Annotated in this window: 12 protein-coding genes and 1 pseudogene; 5 read left to right on the forward strand and 8 right to left on the reverse strand. The window is 69.4% G+C overall.

Going from position 1 to position 16854, the window contains the following annotated elements:
• Positions 1 to 19 precede the first annotated feature (19 nt).
• The 3 genes from nhaA to ACFWSK_RS13025 form a co-directional block, all read right to left on the reverse strand.
• Positions 20 to 1420 (reverse strand): Na+/H+ antiporter NhaA, encoded by a 1401-nt coding sequence (nhaA, locus tag ACFWSK_RS13015; protein WP_383784161.1) that lies wholly within the window; start codon positions 1418 to 1420, stop codon positions 20 to 22.
• Positions 1421 to 1682: 262 nt separating this feature from the next.
• Positions 1683 to 3680, reverse strand: coding sequence for an acetate--CoA ligase (gene acs / locus ACFWSK_RS13020; RefSeq protein WP_383784164.1), 1998 nt, complete (start codon positions 3678 to 3680; stop codon positions 1683 to 1685).
• Between the two features lie 224 nt (positions 3681 to 3904).
• Positions 3905 to 6448, reverse strand: coding sequence for a SulP family inorganic anion transporter (locus ACFWSK_RS13025; protein ID WP_383784167.1), 2544 nt, complete (start codon positions 6446 to 6448; stop codon positions 3905 to 3907).
• 284 nt (positions 6449 to 6732) lie between these two features.
• Between ACFWSK_RS13025 and ACFWSK_RS13030 the strand changes: the two genes are divergently transcribed.
• Positions 6733 to 8067, forward strand: coding sequence for a hypothetical protein (locus tag ACFWSK_RS13030; RefSeq protein ID WP_383784170.1), 1335 nt, complete (start codon positions 6733 to 6735; stop codon positions 8065 to 8067).
• Positions 8068 to 8163: 96 nt separating this feature from the next.
• Here the strand turns inward: ACFWSK_RS13030 and ACFWSK_RS13035 are convergent, their stop codons facing one another.
• A complete protein-coding gene (locus tag ACFWSK_RS13035; RefSeq protein WP_383784173.1) occupies positions 8164 to 9159 on the reverse strand; it encodes an ATP-binding protein in 996 nt (331 codons plus the stop codon).
• Positions 9160 to 9261: 102 nt separating this feature from the next.
• Between ACFWSK_RS13035 and ACFWSK_RS13040 the strand changes: the two genes are divergently transcribed.
• On the forward strand, positions 9262 to 10086 hold the full coding sequence (locus tag ACFWSK_RS13040) for an oxidoreductase (RefSeq protein WP_383784175.1): 825 nt from the start codon (positions 9262 to 9264) through the stop codon (positions 10084 to 10086).
• Positions 10087 to 10542: 456 nt separating this feature from the next.
• On the opposite strand, the gene ACFWSK_RS13045 is transcribed toward ACFWSK_RS13040, so the two are convergent.
• Positions 10543 to 11382, reverse strand: a complete 840-nt coding sequence (locus ACFWSK_RS13045) for an HAD family hydrolase (RefSeq protein WP_383784178.1) — start codon at positions 11380 to 11382, stop codon at positions 10543 to 10545.
• A gap of 500 nt (positions 11383 to 11882) precedes the next feature.
• Between ACFWSK_RS13045 and ssd the strand changes: the two genes are divergently transcribed.
• The 3 genes and pseudogenes from ssd to ACFWSK_RS13060 all read left to right on the forward strand — a co-directional run bounded on the left by ssd (position 11883) and on the right by ACFWSK_RS13060 (position 14359).
• Entirely contained in the window at positions 11883 to 13019 is a 1137-nt protein-coding gene (gene ssd, locus ACFWSK_RS13050; protein ID WP_383784181.1) for a septum site-determining protein Ssd, read from the forward strand.
• Positions 13016 to 13834: pseudogene (locus tag ACFWSK_RS13055) on the forward strand (TadA family conjugal transfer-associated ATPase); the annotation flags it as partial. The gene ssd and the pseudogene ACFWSK_RS13055, both read left to right, overlap by 4 nt.
• A 282-nt stretch (positions 13835 to 14116) precedes the next feature.
• On the forward strand, positions 14117 to 14359 hold the full coding sequence (locus ACFWSK_RS13060) for a helix-turn-helix domain-containing protein (RefSeq protein ID WP_383784184.1): 243 nt from the start codon (positions 14117 to 14119) through the stop codon (positions 14357 to 14359).
• A gap of 59 nt (positions 14360 to 14418) precedes the next feature.
• On the opposite strand, the gene ACFWSK_RS13065 is transcribed toward ACFWSK_RS13060, so the two are convergent.
• From ACFWSK_RS13065 to ACFWSK_RS13075, 3 genes are all read right to left on the reverse strand, one after another.
• A complete protein-coding gene (locus ACFWSK_RS13065; protein ID WP_383784186.1) occupies positions 14419 to 15051 on the reverse strand; it encodes a hypothetical protein in 633 nt (210 codons plus the stop codon).
• The gene (locus ACFWSK_RS13070; protein ID WP_383784189.1) at positions 15048 to 15218 is read right to left on the reverse strand and encodes a hypothetical protein; all 171 of its coding nucleotides are present in this window, start codon (positions 15216 to 15218) and stop codon (positions 15048 to 15050) included. Before ACFWSK_RS13070 ends, ACFWSK_RS13065 begins: the two co-directional genes overlap by 4 nt.
• 319 nt (positions 15219 to 15537) lie before the next feature.
• Positions 15538 to 16722, reverse strand: a complete 1185-nt coding sequence (locus ACFWSK_RS13075; RefSeq protein WP_383784192.1) for a helix-turn-helix domain-containing protein — start codon at positions 16720 to 16722, stop codon at positions 15538 to 15540.
• Positions 16723 to 16854 lie beyond the last annotated feature (132 nt).

Raw genomic sequence — 16854 nt, forward strand, 5'->3', positions numbered from 1 at the left:
CAACACATCCGGTGTCAGATCATGCCGGACTGTCCGTCTTGCTGCTCGTTGCCCCCGCCGCTCGGGCCAGGCGGCGATGTTCGGCGGCCTTTCTTTCGAGGATCACGGCCATCCGGAGGTGGTACTCCGGGTTGCCCTGCTCGTAGACGTCGGGGACACCGTCCTCGTCCTCGTCGAGCTCCTCGGCGTCGAACAGGGCCCGGTATCTGCGTACCCGCAGTTTGAGCAGTACACCGGAGAGTACGGCCGCAATCAACGAACCGATGAGCACGGCGGCCTTGATCTCGTTGACCGTTTCGCCCTCGCCCTCGAACGCGAGCTCCCCGATGAGCAGGGAGACGGTGAAGCCGATACCGGCGAGCGAGGCGACGGCGAAGAGATCCGCCCAGGCCAGGTCCTTGTTGAGTTCCGCCTTGGTGAAGCGGGCGGCGAGCCAGGTGCCGCCGAAGATGCCGACGGTCTTGCCGACGACGAGACCGAGGACGACGCCGAGCGTTTCGGGCCGGGTGAACGCGCCGGCGATCGCGTCGCCCTGGAGGGAGACACCGGCGGAGAACAGTGCGAACAGCGGGACGGCGAAACCGGCGGACAGCGGGCGGACCAGATGCTCGATGTGCTCGCCGGGGGAGTGCGCCTCGCCGTCACGCGTCGTGCAGCGCAGCATCAGCCCCATGGCCACACCGGCGATGGTCGCGTGGACGCCGCTGTTGTACATCAGCCCCCAGATGACCAGGGCCAGCGGCACGTAGAGGTACCAGCCCCTGATCCCGGCCCGCAGCAGGAAGTAGAAGACGGCCAGGCCGACGACAGCTCCGCCGAGCGCCATGAAGTCGATGCTGTCGGTGAAGAAGGCCGCGATGATCAGGATCGCGAAGAGGTCGTCGACCACCGCGAGGGTGAGCAGGAACGCGCGCAGAGCGGCCGGCAGTGAGGTGCCGATGACCGCGAGGACGGCGAGCGCGAAGGCGATGTCCGTGGCGGTGGGGACCGCCCAGCCGGCCAGGGAGCCGTCGCCGAGTACCGCGGTCAGGGTGTAGACGAGGGCGGGAGCGGCCATGCCACAGAGCGCGGCGATGACCGGGAGGGCGGCCGCCTTCGGGTCCTTCAGTTCGCCCGCGACCAGTTCACGCTTGAGCTCGACACCAGCGACGAAGAAGAAGATGGCGAGAAGACCGTCGGCGGCCCAGTGGGCCACGGAGAGGTTCAGCCCCAGGGCTTCGGGGCCGAAGTGGAAGTGGCTGACCGACTCGTAGCTTCCCCCGAAGGTGTTCGCCCAGATCAGCGCGGCGACTGCGGCGACCAGCAGGATGATGCCGCCGACCGTCTCGGTGCGCAGCGCTTCGGCGACGTAGTTCCGCTCGGGCAGGGAAAGGCGCCCGAGGACTGTACGGCTGGGGGAAGGCGGGGTGGGCGCGGCCACGGTGAAGACCTCCGGGTCGGTACGGCAGCGGGCATGGCTGAAGCACTTGCCGACCAGACTTCCCGGCGCACCTGTTGGAGATTTCTTATCGCGTTGTTGACGGAGCCCTCACTGTACCTGGGGGTGCCTGGAGCCGTATCGAACGATCTCCACACTAAATGCCCGAGGGGCACCCGGCTCGTTGCCGGGTGCCCCTCGGGCCGTGAGCCCTGGGATCAACCCTCGGTCAGTCCTCGGGGCAGTCCTCGGGGCAGTCCTCGTGTCAGTCCTCGGACGAGGAGGACGGCAGCTGCGTGGTGATGAGGTCCATGACCGAGGAGTCCGTGAGCGTGGTGACATCGCCCAGCTCGCGGTTCTCGGCGACATCGCGCAGCAGACGGCGCATGATCTTGCCTGAGCGTGTCTTGGGCAGCTCGGCGACCGGCAGGACCCGCTTGGGCTTGGCGATCGGGCCGAGCGTGGTCCCGACGTGGTTGCGCAGGTCCGCCACCAGCTCGTCCGAAGCGGTGGCCGTGCCGCGCAGTATCACGAAGGCCACGATGGCCTGGCCCGTCGTCTCGTCGGCGGCACCCACCACGGCGGCCTCGGCGACCGCCGGGTGCGACACGAGTGCGGACTCGACCTCGGTGGTCGAGATGTTGTGCCCGGAGACGAGCATGACGTCGTCGACCCGGCCCAGCAGCCAGATGTCACCGTCCTCGTCCTTCTTGGCGCCGTCGCCCGCGAAGTACTTGCCCTCGAAGCGCGCCCAGTAGGTGTCGAGGAAGCGCTGGTCGTCACCCCAGATGGTGCGGAGCATGGAGGGCCACGGCTCGGTGAGGACGAGGTAGCCGCCTCCGCCGTCCGGGACCTCGCGGGCCTCGTCGTCGACGACGGTGGCCGAGATGCCGGGCAGCGCGCGCTGCGCGGAGCCGGGCTTGGTCGCCGTGACCCCGGGCAGCGGCGAGATCATCATGGCGCCGGTCTCGGTCTGCCACCAGGTGTCCACGATGGGGCACTTGTCGGCGCCGATGTGCTTGCGGTACCACATCCACGCCTCGGGATTGATCGGCTCACCGACCGAACCGAGGACACGCAGCGACGACAGGTCGAACTTGGCGGGGATGTCGTCACCCCACTTCATGAACGTACGGATCGCCGTCGGCGCGGTGTAGAGGATGGTGACGCCGTACTTCTGCACGATCTCCCAGAAGCGCCCCTGGTGCGGGGTGTCGGGCGTGCCCTCGTACATGACCTGGGTGGCGCCGTTGGCCAGGGGTCCGTAGACGATGTACGAGTGTCCGGTGACCCAGCCGATGTCGGCGGTGCACCAGTAGACGTCGCTCGAAGGCTTGAGGTCGAAGACCGCGTGGTGGGTGTAGGCCGCCTGGGTGAGGTAGCCGCCCGAGGTGTGCAGGATGCCCTTCGGCTTTCCCGTCGTACCCGAGGTGTAGAGGATGAAGAGCGGGTGCTCCGCCTCGAACGCCTCGGGGGTGTGCTCGGCCGACTGCCGGGCGGTGATCTCGTGCCACCAGACATCACGGCCCTCGGTCCACGCCGTGTCCTGGCCGGTTCGCCGCACCACGAGGACGTGCTCGACGGAAGCGAAACGGGAGACGGCGTCGTCGACCGCGGGCTTGAGCGCGGAGGGCTTGCCACGGCGGTAGCCGCCGTCGGCGGTGATGACGACCTTGGCGTCCGCGTCCTCGATGCGGGCGGCGATGGCGTCGGCGGAGAAGCCGCCGAAGACCACCGAGTGCGCGGCGCCGATGCGGGCGCAGGCCAGCATCGCGACGGCGGCCTCCGGGATCATCGGCAGATAGACGGCGACCCGGTCGCCTGCGACGACACCGAGTTCGGTGAGGGCGTTCGCGGCGCGGGAGACCTCGTCCTTCAGCTCCGCGTAGGTGATGGCGCGGCTGTCGCCGGGCTCGCCCTCGAAGTGGATGGCGACCCGGTCGCCGTTGCCCGCCTCGACGTGGCGGTCCACGCAGTTGTACGCGACGTTGAGCTTGCCGTCCGCGAACCACTTCGCGAAGGGCGGGTTGCTCCAGTCGAGCGTCTCGGTCGGCTCAGTGGCCCAGGTCAGGCGGCGGGCCTGCTCGGCCCAGAAGCCCAGCCGGTCCGCCTCGGCCTGCTCGTACGCCTCCGCTGTGACGTTGGCGTTGGCGGCCAGCTCGGCAGGCGGCGCAAACTTCCGCTCTTCCCGAAGCAGGTTGGCGAGGCTTTCGTTGCTCACGACTTCTCCCAGTCCCAGGGTGTCCGTTGTGTCCCGGGGCATAGCTCATCAGGCCAAAGGCCGGGTGACAAGGGTCTGCCGGGAATTGGTTTAGACCTGTGTTCTCGTGTATGGGGCCACAGACCCCGCTTCCGCAAGCAGCCGGGTGCGTCGCGGAAGCGGGACCACAAGGTCTCACGGACCGGGCGGGCGCGCGGTTCAGCCAGGCGCGCGGTTCGGGCGGGCGTGGCGTCCTGTCAGCTGCGCTTTGTGGGCGCGCCGTTCCGTCAGGCGTGCGTCCCGGCGTCGAGAGCGGTACTGAGGTCGGCGCCGGGGCCGACCCGGTCGAAGACCTCGTCGTGGCCCGTACCCGCACTGGCGCCCTCGGCCAGCAGATAGGCCTGGGCCTCGCCCACGTGGAAGTACATGCCGTGCAGTTCCAGCGTGCCTTCCGCCAGCCGGCGCGCCACCGATTCGTGTGCCCGCAGATGGTCCAACTGCTGGACCACATTGGTGAGGCAGAGCTGCTCCACCGCGTCGGCGGGCAGCCGCCCGGAGATCCGGGCCCAGGAGTGATGACGTGACGCCATCCGCTCCAGGCTCGGGAGGCCGTGTCGCAGCCAGCGCCACAGAGGCGTCCGGGGGGTGCGCGGCTCGGCGCTGAGCAACGCCTGCATGGCGCCGCAGCCGGAATGTCCACAGACGGTGATGGACCCGACCCTCAGCACGTCCACCGCGTACTCGATGGCGGCGGCCACCGAGTCGTCGCCGCTCTCGGTGGTCTCCGTGTCCGGCGGCGGAACGAGATTGCCGACGTTCCGCACGGTGAACAGGTCTCCCGGGCCGCTCGACGTGATCATGCTGGTGACCAGCCGGGAGTCGGCGCAGGTGATGAAGAGCTGAGAGGGCCGCTGGCCCTCTGCGGCCAGCCTGGCCAGCTCCTCGCGCACCAACGGTGCCGTATTGCGCTGGAACGAACTGAGGCCATTGAACAGGCGGTGGGCACCGGCCGGGCGGGACGCACCGCCTGCCGTCGTGCCCCTCGCGCCCGGGTCCGTGGGCGCGCCGGTGCCGCTGATGTCGTCGATGTCCCACGGGCCGGATCCGCCACGGCCCGTGACGTCCTGCGCCGTGAGTTCGGCGGTGGTCGCGGTGGCGTGCTCCGACCGGTCGTGGCAGTGGTGATTGCGCCAGGGGGTCCAGGGGCGGCAGCAGGAGTGCGCGGCCGCTGCCGGCTCGGCGACCCGGCCGCCCGACCTGCCGGTGAAGACGACCCGGCCTCCTTGGGCGAGCTGGGTGTTGCGCCAGTCCTGGATCGCCTCGAACGCCGCGTGATCCATGAAGAAGCCGTCCAGCTCGACGATCGCATCGACCCCCTGGGGGAGCTGGCCGAGAGTCCTGCTGAGCCGCGGCACGGCCAGAAACGTCAACTGGCCTCGGACCTTCACCAGGTGGCGGCCTTCCTGCTCCGTCACCGTGATCCTCGTACGGGCCAGCCGGTGCAGCGCTACGGCCACCGCGACCGCGACGCCGAGGACCACACCCCTCAGCACGCCGAAGAGGACGACCCCGGTGATCGTGGTCCCGTACACCAGGAATTCGCGGTGCTTGTGGACGTTACGGATGTGAGCGAAGCTCACCATCTGGATGCCGACCATCATCACCAGGGCGGCGAGGGCGGCCAGCGGGATCCGTTCGAGCACGGTGACCAGCAGGGCGGCGGCCAGCAGTACCCAGACGCCGTGCAGCACCGTGGCGGCCCGGCCGGTCGCTCCGGCCCGTACGTTCGCCGAACTGCGCACGGCACCACCGGAGATGGGCAGCCCGCCGAGCAGGCCGGCCAGCGAGTTGGCGACGCCCTGTCCCCGCAACTCGCGGTCGAGGTCGGAGCGTCTGACCGGCTCGTGCCCGGAAGGCCCGCCTCGGGAGCGGTCGGCCGCCCGGTCCGCCGCCATCTTATCCACGGCGACTGCCGCGAGCAGTGACTCCAGGCTGGCCACCAGCATGACGGTGAACACCGCGGTGGCCAGGGCGAGAACGGGGCCCTGAGGCATTTCGGGCAGGGCGTGCGAGCGCCAGGACGGCAGGTCGACCCGCGCGATACCCGGGGTCGCGAGGGCGGCGACCGCGGTCGCGGTCACCACGGCGGCCAGGGCCGCGGGAATCCTCCGCACGGCCTGTCCGGACCGCCCCGGGAGGCGTGGCCACAGCACCAGGACGGCGATGGTCAGCGAGCCGATCAGCGGAGCGGCCGGACTGAGCCGCTCCAGTTGGGCGGGCAGAGCAAGGGCGTTGTCGACGACTGAGCTCTGGGGAGAGCCGCCGAGCACGATGTGCAGCTGAGCCAGGGCGATGGCCACGCCGATCCCGGCGAGTGTGCCGTGCACGATGGCGGGGCTGACGGCGAGCGCGCTGCGAGCCGCTCTCAGGGAGCCGAGCAGGATCTGCAGGAGTCCTGCACCGATGGTGATCGCGCAGGTGGTGCGCCAGCCGTAGATCTGGATCAACTCGGCGGTGACGACGGTCAGTCCGGCGGAGGGGCCGCTGACCTGAAGCGGGGTACCGCCGAGCAGCCCGGCGACGATGCCGCCGATGGCCGCGGAGACCAGGCCGGCCTGGAGCGGGGCGTCCATGGCGACGGCGAGGCCGAGCGACATGGGAACTGCGATGAGGAAGACAGTGATCGACGCGGACAGGTCGGCGCCGGCGATGCGGAAGCGGCGTCCGCCGGGCGGCGGTGGCGGGCTGTGTGGTCGCTTGAATCCCGAGGCCCTGGAAGGGCGCGAACGGCGGGACGTGCGGTCATTACGGGTGGGGACGCATGCGGGCATGTTCCCGTCTCCTCCGGGGCGGCGCGGTCGCGGAACGTGGGGGTCGCGGCCGTGGGTCACGGCGTGCAGCGGCGGGATTTCTCAACTCTCAGTAAACGAATCGTAATGCAGAGTAAAGAGATGTGTCCATGATCTAGGGCAAATAGCCCTTTGAGCCACCCAATCAGGTGAATAGGCAGCTTTTCATTCGGCCTGTCGTCCTGCTTTGTGCGGATTGCGTGCGACGTTGGCCGCGCCGTGTCGGCACTTCAACGCAAATAACCTGCAAGGAAGAGGGTGGGCGGATGATGGCCGCCACGAAGAGGATCGTCATGGGTGTCATGGCGACGGCACTGGTCGCGGGTCTGGCGGGTTGCGCCGACTCCGGTGCGGGATCGGGGGCAGCCGGTGCCGGCGCCGAGAAGGGGGCCAACGGCCCCAAGGAGGACGCGCCGGCGGCCGCGCCCAAGAGCAAGGTTCAGCTCATCGGCGACGGCTCCACCGCCTTCACCGGGACGCAGCCGAAACTTCCCGCCGTCAAGCGCCTGGCGCCCGGTCAGCAGCCACCGCAGTTCGTGGTGTTCTCGTGGGACGGGGCGGGCGAGGACAGCCAGCGACTGTTCTCGCACTTCCGCGGGGTGGCCAAGAAGCACAACGCGACCATGACGTACTTCCTCAGTGGCGTGTACCTGCTGTCGGAGGAGAAGCGGCACCTCTACAACCCGCCCCAGCACGCGGCGGGCCGCTCCGACATCGGCTTCAACGACACCAAGGGCATTCGCGACACCCTCAACGAACTGCGCGCCGCCTGGCAGGACGGCAATGAGATCGGCACCCACTTCAACGGCCACTTCTGCGGCAAGGACGGCGGAGTCGGGACCTGGTCCGTCGAGGAGTGGAAGAGCGAGATCCGCCAGGCGAAGTCCTTTGTGCAGAGCTGGAAGTCCAACACCCCGGAGCTCAAGGCCGAGGCACCGCTTCCCTTCGACTACGAGAAGGAACTCGTCGGCGGTCGCACCCCCTGCCTCGAAGGGCAGGAGAACATGGTCGCCGCAGCCCGGACGATGGGCTTCCGGTACGACTCCAGCGGTGTCGGCAACCAGGTCTGGCCCAAGAAGAAGAACGGCCTCTGGGACCTGCCGCTCCAGCTCGTCCCCGTACCAGGCCGTGCCTTCGAGACTCTCTCGATGGACTACAACTTCATGTTCAACCAGTCCGGCACGACAAAGGGTGACCCCGCCAAGCACGAGTACTGGGGCAACCAGATGCGCGACGGTCTGATCCAGGCATTCGACCGCTCGTACAACGGCAACCGCGCCCCGCTGATCATCGGCAACCACTTCGAGTCCTGGAACGGTGGCACGTACATGCGCGCCATCGAGGAGACGATCGAGACCGTCTGCCCGAAGGAGGGCGTGCGCTGCGTCTCCTTCCGGCAGCTCGCCGACTGGCTCGACGCGCAGGACCCGGCGACGCTGGCCAAGCTCGGCACGCTCGGCGTGGGTGAGGCGCCCAAGGGGAGCTGGGCCACCTACCTCGGCCCGACGTCCCCGGTGGAGCCCGCCGCCGATCAGGCCGCCAAGCCCGCAGAAGCCGGGCCCGCCGCCAAGCCGGACGCGGGTGAGCGGTCCGCCGGCTGACTTCTTCAGCCACGTGGCAGGTGGGGCGTGTGGCATCCGGGGCGTTGATGCCCGGATGCCACCCACCCCACCGGCTGCGGCCTCGTTCAGCCATCGTCACGCGGGCTGGGCGACGCCCTTCTGTGCGCACCGCTCATCGAGTACGAAGGCGGGGTCGACCTGCGCGGCCAGGTCGGCGCCCGTCTTCGCGTTGCCCCAGCTCTCCGCGTTCTTCAGGTGGAAGTGGACCATCTGGCGCGTGTAGCGCTCCCAGTCGCGCTCTGCGTACGAGTCCTCGGCGGCGTCCTGCAGGGCCTGCAGCGCCATCCGGTTGTCCGCCTCCAGCAGCTCGAACCGGGAGGGCCGGCCCTTCTCCATCGAGCGCACCCAGTCGGAGTGCCCGACGCCCACCAGAAGATCGTCGCCCACCTCGGCCCGCAGGAAGTCCAGATCGTCCTGGCACTGGACCTTGTTGCCGATCACCCTCAGCGCGACGCCGAAGTCCCGCGCGTACTCCTTGTACTGACGGTAGACCGAGACGCCCTTCCGGGTCGGCTCCGCGACCAGGAACGTCATGTCGAAGCGGGTGAACATCCCGGAGGCGAACGAGTCCGAGCCCGCGGTCATGTCGACCACCACGTACTCGTCCGGGCCGTCGACCAGGTGGTTGAGGCACAGCTCCACCGCGCCGACCTTGGAGTGGTAGCAGGCCACCCCCAGGTCGGATTCGGTGAACGGCCCGGTGGCCATCAGCCGGATCTCCCCGTCGTCGAGCCGGACCGTACGCGCACAGGCGTCGTACACCGGGTTGTCCTCGCAGACGCGCAGGAGCCGCGAGCCCTCGCCGGGCGGCGTCGTCTTGATCATCGTCTCGGCGGAGGCGATACGGGGGTTGCTGCCGCGCAGGTAGTCCTTGATGAGAGGGAGCTGCGCGCCCATGGCGGGCAGGGCGGCGGCTTCCTCGTCGTCGAGGCCGAGTGCGGCTCCGAGGTGCTGGTTGATGTCGGCGTCCACCGCGACGACATGGGCTTCATTGGCAGCGAGGTGGCGGATGAAGAGCGAGGACAGCGTTGTCTTGCCGCTGCCGCCCTTCCCCACGAAAGCGATCTTCATGTTCACCTACGGTAGTGGCCCGAACGCGTTCCGCTGTCACGCTTCGTGAAGAAGACCACTCCAAGGCGGTAAGGGTGTAGGGGGCGCGTAGCCTCGCTACTTATGAGTACGACTGCCTCAGATCCGCTCGCCGCGCTGGCCGCCCTGCCCGGCGTCACCGATGCCGTGGACTCCGTTCGCAAGGCCGTGGACCGGGTCTACGGCCACCGCGTCATGCGGCGCCGGAGCAACGAGGTCACGGCGGAGGCGGCCCTGCGCGGCGCCCGCGGCTCCGCGGCGCTCTCGGGCGCCGACTGGAATCTGGAGGAGGTGCGCCGGCGCACCGACTTCAGAGGTGATGACGAGGCCCGCATGATCGGCGCGGCCCTGCGGCTGACCGCCGAGGCGGGGCAACTGCTCTCCATCTGGCGGCAGTCGCCCCTCCGCGTCCTGGCGCGTCTGCACCTGGTGGCTGCCGGTGGCGCCTCTCCCGATGACGCCGTCGGGCGGCCGCGCCTGGCAGGCGAGGCCGTCGACGAGCCGCTGATCGAGGCCCCAGTGCCGGACGCCGACGAGGTGGCCGGGCGGCTGGAAGGGCTTTCGCAGCTGATCATCGCGGGGAGCGCGGCGCCGGCTCTGGTCTCGGCGGCGGTCGTGCACGGTGAACTGCTGGCCCTGCGCCCCTTCAGCTCCTGCAACGGCCTGGTCGCTCGGACGGCCGAGCGGATCGTGTTGATCGGCAGCGGCCTCGACCCGAAGTCGATCTGCCCGGCCGAGGTCGGCCATGCGGAGCAGGGGCGGGCGGCGTACGTGGCGGCGTTCGAGGGCTATCTGACGGGGACGCCGGAGGGCATGGCGGCCTGGATCGCGCATTGCGGCCGCGCGGTTGAGCTGGGTGTGCGGGAGTCGACGGCTGTCTGCGAGGCGCTGCAGCGCGGCGCCGCGTGACATGACGTGCCCCGTTTCCCCTTCCGTGAGGCGCTGACTGCTGGCCGCTGTCTCGCGGCGTTCGCTCACTGCTGTGGCTCACGGCTGTGGCGTACGGCCCCGGAAAGGGTTGCGGCGGTACCGGTATCGGTACCGCCGCTGGCATGTCCGCCGGGTTACCAAGCGTCCTCGATATATGCCCATCAGGTCGGGTACTTCGCCCGTGCCCTGGTGCGGCTGGCCCGTAATCGACGGGTCGACGTCGCGTGGGTGCTCGACTTCCATGCGCGGTCCGTGGGGCCGACTTGCGTGTAAAGGGGATCCTCTCGGATGCCCTTGGTCTCGCGGGCCGTTGACTCCTTTCTACTCCCCTGGCGGAGGAAGGGAAAGTGTTGGCCCGACTTCTTTACCTTTCGGTGCAAAAATGGGCGGGTCGGGCGTAGTGCGTCGCGGGGACGGCTTCGGGACCCGGGGGTGTCAGGTGGCGAGCGTGGCGGCACGGCGGCGGCTGGCATACCAGACCAGCCCTGCGGTAACGGCTGCCGCTCCCACTGCTGCCGCCGCCACGAGAGCGGGGCGCGGGGGCATCGAGAAGGCGGGCAGTCGCTGCTTGAGCCGGACCGGCCGGTTGAAGACGAGAATCGGCCATTCCCGGATGGTCGCCTCGCGCCGCAGCGCACGGTCCGGATTGACCGCGTGCGGGTGGCCGACCGACTCGAGCATCGGTACATCGGTCGCGGAGTCGCTGTACGCGTAGCAGCGCGAGAGGTCGTACCCCTCCGACACCGCGAGCGCCTTGACCGCTTCCGCCTTCGTCGGCCCGTACGCGTAGTACTCGACCTCGCCGGTGAAGCAGCCGTCGTCGCCGACGACCATCCTGGTGGCGACGACCCGGTCCGCGCCCAGTAGCTCCCCGATCGGTTCGACCACCTCCGCGCCCGACGTGGACACGATGACCACATCGCGTCCCGCGGTGTGGTGCTCCTCGATGAGAGTGGCGGCCTCGTCGTAGATGATCGGGTCGATGAGGTCGTGAAGGGTCTCGGCGACGATCTCCTTGACCTGCTCGACGTTCCATCCCTTGCAGAGCGCGGAGAGGTATTCGCGCATCCGCTCCATCTGATCGTGATCGGCGCCTCCGGCGAGGAAGACGAACTGTGTGTACGCAGTGCGCAGTACGGCACGGCGGTTGATCAGTCCACCTTGGTAGAAGGACTTGCTGAAGGTCAGCGTCGATGACTTCGCAATGACCGTCTTGTCCAGGTCAAAGAAGGCTGCTGTGCGCGGCGAGAAGCAGTTTTCCACAAGGCTGAGCATAGGGGCCCACCATTCGGCGTAAACTCTGGCGTGTGGGTTTGCCTGAGAAGGCTCTCGGGTACACCATGGAAGTCACGGATCGTTCGCGACCGTGCTAACCCGGTCCGGCTCCTCCCCCCCCCGAGTCGGCCGTGGGGACGACCCCCGCTCTCCCCCCCGGCGGGGGTCGTCGCATGTCCGGACGCGTTTTCACCGCCCGGAATCAAGGTTCTCGCCCTTCTCCCGGCCGCGACGGCCCAGCTCTGCGCGGGACTTTCTTCAGTCTGCCTCGTCACGGTGCGTTACGGAAGAGCTGCGCTCGGAAGTCGCCGGTATGGGTTACCGAGATATTCACAACGCTGAAGTTGTCCACAGTTTTGCAGCAAGATCCACATGTTTTTCCGAAGCGCTGCACGGTGATTCCACCCGTGAAGTCCGCGGGTTCCGGAATCGCGCATCTCGGAACGCTCAGAGATCGCCGCGAACCGTACTGAAGGGGCAGTGAGAAGGGGGCGGAGATCGTGGCTGGATCGATCGCACGGGAGGGTCTGCCGAGCTCGGAAGGATGCCGGGGCGGGCCGTTGATCGTGACCGAGGACGTGGAGTTGCTCGACGATCTGCTGAGGCTCTGCGCGGCGGCGGGAGCGGAGCCGGAAGTTCACTACGGGCCGCCCGAACGCAGGGGCGGCTGGGAGCAGGCTCCGATGGTTCTGGTGGGCGACGACGCCGCCGCTCGATGCCGTGGCACCGGGCGCAGGCGCGGCGTGATGCTCGTCGGGCGGGACCAGGACGCGCCGGACGTCTGGCGGCAGGCGGTGGAGATCGGGGCCGAATACGTGCTGCGGCTGCCCGATTCGGAGGGCTGGCTCGTCGATCAGATCGCCAACGCGGCGGAGGGTGTGGGGCGTCCCGCGCTGACCGTAGGCGTGATGGGCGGGAGGGGCGGCTCCGGCGCATCCACGCTGGCCTGTGCGCTCGCCGTGAGCGCCGCCAGGTCCGGCCGGCGGACCATGCTGATCGACGGCGATCCACTGGGCGGCGGCATCGACGTGCTGCTCGGTGGCGAACGGGCCGAAGGGATGCGGTGGCCGGATTTCGCCCAGTCCAAGGGGCGGGTGGGCGGCGGTGCGCTGGAGGACTCGCTGCCCGCTCTGCACGGGCTGCGGGTGCTGAGCTGGGGCCGAGACGACGAGGTGGTCATCCCTCCGCAGGCCATACGAGCGGTGCTGGCCGCCGCACGCAGACTCGGCGGTGTGGTCGTCGTGGATCTGCCGCGCCGCGTCGACGAAGGCGTGGCCGAGGCGCTGGCTCAACTCGATCTCGGACTGCTGGTCGTGCCCGGTGAACTGAGGGCGGTCGCGGCGGCACAGCGTGTGGCGTCGATGGCCGGAATGGTCCTGGAGGACCTGCGGGTCGTCGCGCGGGGCCCATACGCGGCGGGCCTGGACGAGCGGTGGGTGGCCAAGGCCCTGGGGCTGCCGCTCGTCGGCGAGCTGCCGTGGGAGGCGGGGCTTTCGGCGGCCCAGGACGACGGTGCGCCTCCGGGGAGCGCGGTGCGCGGGCCGCTGGCCCGGTTCTGCACGGCCTTCTGGGATCAGGCGGGTGCCGCCGGTGGCGGAAGCCTTGCCGCCGGGCTTCCCGGCGGAGGTGTGTCATGACGGAGGCTCTGCTCGACGCGGTGCGGCAGCGGCTGGCCCGCAGTGGTGCGGCGCCGACCCCGGCAGGGGTGGCGGCCGCCCTGCGCGCCCAGGGGCGGCTCCTGGGCGACACGGAAGTGCTGGGGGCGGCACAGGAGTTACGGGGCGAGCTGGTCGGTACCGGGGTGCTGGAGCCGTTGCTCGCCGACCCGGCGGTGACCGACGTGCTGGTGTCGGCGCCGGACCGGGTGTGGGTGGACCGGGGCGGCGGGCTCGAACTGACCGGGGTCACCTTCGCGGACGCGGCCGCCGTACGCAGGCTGGCCCAGCGGCTCGCGGCCGTCGCGGGGCGGCGTCTGGACGACGCCCGTCCCTGGGTGGACGCACGGCTGCCGGACGGGACCCGGATGCACGCGGTGTTGCCGCCGGTGTCCGTCGGCTCGACATGCCTGTCCTTGCGGGTGGTGCGGCTCAGGGCGTTCGCCCTGACGGAGCTGATCGAGGCCGGGACGGTGCCGCCTGGCGGGGACCGGGTGCTGCGGGCCCTGGTGGAGGCCCGGGTCTCGTACCTGATCAGCGGGGGTACGGGCGCCGGGAAGACGACGCTGCTGTCGAGTCTTCTCGGGGTGGTCGGGGGACAGGAGCGGATCGTGCTCGCCGAGGATTCCGCCGAGTTGCGGCCGGACCATCCTCACGTGGTGCGCCTGGAGTCGCGCCCGGCCAACCAGGAGGGGGCGGGGCGCGTGACTCTGCGGGACCTGGTGCGGCAGGCGTTGCGGATGCGGCCCGACCGGCTGGTGGTCGGCGAGGTGCGCGGGGCTGAGGTCACGGAGCTAACAAGTAGAAAAACACCTACACAAACCCTGTGTGATGGCGGCAGGTCAGTGGCTTGTACGCACTCACCCCCCGGCACATAGGTACCGGGGGGCGAGGCAACCGCTCCCTCTCTGCCTGGCGGACGTGGAGGGGAGCGGCCGATCGAGGGGCGCGGCATGGAGCCTGCGGTAGGCAGCTAAGCCCGCAACCGCTTACCTGCGCTAGCTGTAGTGTGCAGCCGTCACGCGATTGCGACCGTTTGGGTACTGACTCGCGATGATCTCGGTCAGACCGTTTGTCGAGTGCCGAGCAGACGTACGCCCCTCCCGGACTGGGCCCAAGCGAAGCGCCGGCAACTCGGCCACCGCATCGCAACACTTCGCCAAGCGGCAGGTTTCTCGCAGGACCAGCTAGCGGTCCGAGTGGGTATGGACCGGCGAACCATTCAGCGCTACGAGGCTGGGGTGCGCGATCCGAGGTACAGCGACCTGCTACTCATCGCCGAGGCGCTCGAAATGCCGCTGACCGACCTCGTCCGCGAGTAGACCCACCCGCACCCCGGCCGCCGCCGACTATGGGGTACGGGCGGGAGCCAGTGCCGTCGCTACTCAAGCTCGTCGAGCTGCACGACGGTGAAATCCCGCAGCTCACGGACAAGCTGCGACGCGAGGACGGCGCGAATCACCGGGCTGCCGTACGGCACCGGCGCGTCCACGCCAGGCACCTCCTGCCAGCCAGCCAGACCGAGCTTGTAGCCCGTGCCCATCACGCCGTACAAAGGGGCGCTTCGCACCAGCAGCACGCGGGCCCCGTGCTGGGCGAAATGGGCGCACTGCTCGACCGAGGCACGGGCGTGCGGCAGGCAGACGGGGGGATGGGCCGTCAGCAGAGCCGAGCCGGGGGCGGGCGCCTTCACCGCAGCGCTCTCCAAGAACAGGGTTCCCTTCGCGGTGCGGGCGGGGGCGACGCAGACCTGACAGCGCAGCTTCATCATGGTCTCGCGCTGCCGGGCCGGGTGGACCTGCCGCCACAAGGGCCGGCCGATCGGCATCCGGTCCGGGCCGATGCGCTGCGAGCACCTGCCCCATAGTTCACCGCGCGGGCCAAGGTCGGACGGAATCTCGTCGCGGTAGCCGATGCGCGTGGCGGATGAGGGGCCGCGTACGCAGAGGGAGCTCAGGAGGTCGGTCTCCTCGCCCTCGCGGGCCGTGATGTACGGGACCAGTCCGGGCGTCATCCGCGCAGCTTCTTCCATGCTTTGTTCAGGCCAAGGCGCACTGCGCATGGCGCCCCCGCCTTGCAGTGCCGACACACGATCGTGTGGTCGACAAGCCCCCGGTAGGCAAGCTCGGCCAGGACTGACAGCTGAGTGACGGTGCGGCTCACCCGGGTCTTCGTCCTCATGACCGGCTCCTCTTGCACGAGGGGCAGCAGCGGGGGTACCAGTGGACGGACGTACCGTGCGCATCGAGCGGACGGGCTCCGAGATCGTGAGCCGCATCGCTGGCCAGCGGGGCGACACACCACACGCAGTGGGTGCCACGCTGCTGCCCTTCGGACAGGCTCATGGGGTCAGGCAGAGGTAACGCAGAGAGCGCGGGAATCGGCGCAGGCACAGTCATGGTCGGCTCCATGTCAGAGGCTGGTGACGACATGGTGACCCCACGAAAAGGCCCCGACTATCCGCGATTTCGGATAGTCGGGGCCAAGGGTTAACGCAGTGTCAAACGCCCAGCCATGAGCCGTACGACAAGAACGAGTCGGGAAGCTGCCGCTTCGCAGCCTCCAGCCCGGCGTATGTCTCCCTCACCGTGTGGTGGTACCGGGCCTGTTGCGGCGCCGCTTTCCGGGACCGCAGCAGATTCGCGAAACTGTCGTCCAGGGCGCCCGTCCACATCTGTGCCCGGGCCAGCTCCGCGAAGTGGTGGCTGCGGCGGGATGCCGGCCACTCCCGGGGAATGCTCACGCTCTTCCCGATCTGGGCCGCGGCCCCGTACTCGTCGAGCTCGGCGAGCACTGAGACGTGGTGTACGGCGACGTTGGTCGGCCCGAACGTGAGCCAGTGCACGGTGGGCGCCTCGCCTGTTTGCTCGGCAATCCGGCTGGCCTCGGCAAGGTGTCCCTCGGCACGGTGCCGGTCCTGTGCCCGCCCGGCCATGACTGCGGCACCCAGGTGGAGCTGCCCGATGAGGACGTCGCGCTCCCGGCTGTGTTCCGCCTGCTCGAGGTCGGTCAGCCCAACTTGGACCAGACGCTCCCCGGTGCGGTACTGCCCTGCCCGGAGGTACGTGAGGCCACGCATGTAGCGGCTCATCGCGCCGACAACCGCGTTTGATGCACGCTGCGCTGCCCAGTCCATGCGGGCGAGCGCGATCGACGCCAGGTCGCCGTAGCCCAGCTTCGAGGCGACGTCGTACCCGGTGCGGTACGTGCTCGCCAGGGTCAGCCACGGGTCCCGTGTGCCTGCGGCATGCGCCGCGGTCGTCGCCTCGTGGATCAGGCCCGGCAGCTGGGCGGCCACCCGCTTGATCTCCCCAGCGCGGACCGCGACCAGGTGCTCCTCGGTATCGGCAGCGATCAGTGCGTGGGCACGGGGGTGGATGTCCGGGTCAGGCCCGAGGTCGAAGACGTCGAGTGCCTCCCTCATGGGCTGTATCAGGACGTCCAGTTCGTCGGCCCGGAGCTCGGTGACGTAGGGCTGGCCGGTGACTGTGTCGACCTTGACGCGCATGGCGCGGGCCAGGGCGGCGATGACGTACGGGCTGGCTGCTGTGACGCCTTGCTCGATCTTTGCCAGGGTGCTGTACGGCACCTGTGACAGGTCCGACAGGGCTCGCTGGGTGAGGTGGCGTTCGAGGCGCAGCCTCTTGATGCGTGCTCCGGTGTGGTCATGTGGCAGAGAGTGCATACTTGCTCCCATGTTCTGACTCGACACCAGAACGGTACCCCGCGCCGTCGGCTCGGCGCCGGTACCTACGAGGCCCCATCTCCCCAGCGGCGGTGGGGCTCTCGTGCGTCCAGGGGTAGGCAAGGCACCCCT

Origin of the sequence: Streptomyces sp. NPDC058620 (genome assembly GCF_042717135.1) — a bacterium.
Classification (GTDB): Bacteria; Actinomycetota; Actinomycetes; order Streptomycetales; family Streptomycetaceae; genus Streptomyces.

What these genes read in the sequence shown, in the direction of transcription:
- ACFWSK_RS13035 (WP_383784173.1), bottom strand. Translation starts at nt 9,159, where the DNA reads ATGAAGATCGCTTTCGTGGGGAAGGGCGGCAGCGGCAAGACAACGCTG.
- ACFWSK_RS13065 (WP_383784186.1), bottom strand. Translation starts at nt 15,051, where the DNA reads ATGACGCCCGGACTGGTCCCGTACATCACGGCCCGCGAGGGCGAGGAG.
- ACFWSK_RS13025 (WP_383784167.1), bottom strand. Translation starts at nt 6,448, where the DNA reads ATGCCCGCATGCGTCCCCACCCGTAATGACCGCACGTCCCGCCGTTCG.
- ACFWSK_RS13030 (WP_383784170.1), top strand. Translation starts at nt 6,733, where the DNA reads ATGATGGCCGCCACGAAGAGGATCGTCATGGGTGTCATGGCGACGGCA.
- ACFWSK_RS13040 (WP_383784175.1), top strand. Translation starts at nt 9,262, where the DNA reads ATGAGTACGACTGCCTCAGATCCGCTCGCCGCGCTGGCCGCCCTGCCC.
- ACFWSK_RS13045 (WP_383784178.1), bottom strand. Translation starts at nt 11,382, where the DNA reads ATGCTCAGCCTTGTGGAAAACTGCTTCTCGCCGCGCACAGCAGCCTTC.
- ACFWSK_RS13075 (WP_383784192.1), bottom strand. Translation starts at nt 16,722, where the DNA reads ATGCACTCTCTGCCACATGACCACACCGGAGCACGCATCAAGAGGCTG.
- acs (WP_383784164.1), bottom strand. Translation starts at nt 3,680, where the DNA reads ATGCCCCGGGACACAACGGACACCCTGGGACTGGGAGAAGTCGTGAGC.
- ACFWSK_RS13070 (WP_383784189.1), bottom strand. Translation starts at nt 15,218, where the DNA reads ATGAGGACGAAGACCCGGGTGAGCCGCACCGTCACTCAGCTGTCAGTC.